Origin of the sequence: Exiguobacterium sp. SH5S4 (assembly GCF_004337045.1) — a bacterium.
GTDB lineage: Bacteria > Bacillota > Bacilli > Exiguobacteriales > Exiguobacteriaceae > Exiguobacterium > Exiguobacterium aurantiacum_A.
Window position 1 is genome coordinate 1 of sequence record NZ_SJUQ01000076.1, and the last position, 410, is coordinate 410.

Here is a 410-nt window from a genome sequence, read left to right on the forward strand (position 1 = left end):
CTGCTGCGTTTTCTCAACGATGGTACGTTCCGTCGCGTCGGCGAAGATCACGAAATTCATGTTGATGTCCGTGTTATCTGCGCCACGCAGAAAAATCTGGTGGAGCTGGTGCAAAAAGGACTGTTCCGCGAAGATCTCTATTATCGACTTAACGTTCTGACGCTTAATTTGCCGCCGTTGCGCGATTGTCCGCAGGATATTATGCCGTTGACCGAACTGTTCGTGGCGCGTTTTGCCGACGAACAGGGCGTTCCGCGACCGAAACTGTCTGCCGATCTGAGTACGGTCCTCACTCGTTACGGCTGGCCGGGTAACGTTCGCCAGCTTAAAAATGCGATTTACCGGGCGCTGACGCAACTGGAAGGGTATGAGCTGCGTCCGGTAAATCGCATTTTTAAGCTGGCGAACGT

The 410-nt window shown here is 53.2% G+C and carries 1 protein-coding gene; it reads left to right on the top strand.

The genetic code is table 11. The features are described from left to right. Positions 1-410: sigma 54-interacting transcriptional regulator (locus EVJ32_RS16035; RefSeq protein ID WP_201740703.1), on the top strand; the 410-nt coding region annotated here is incomplete at both ends.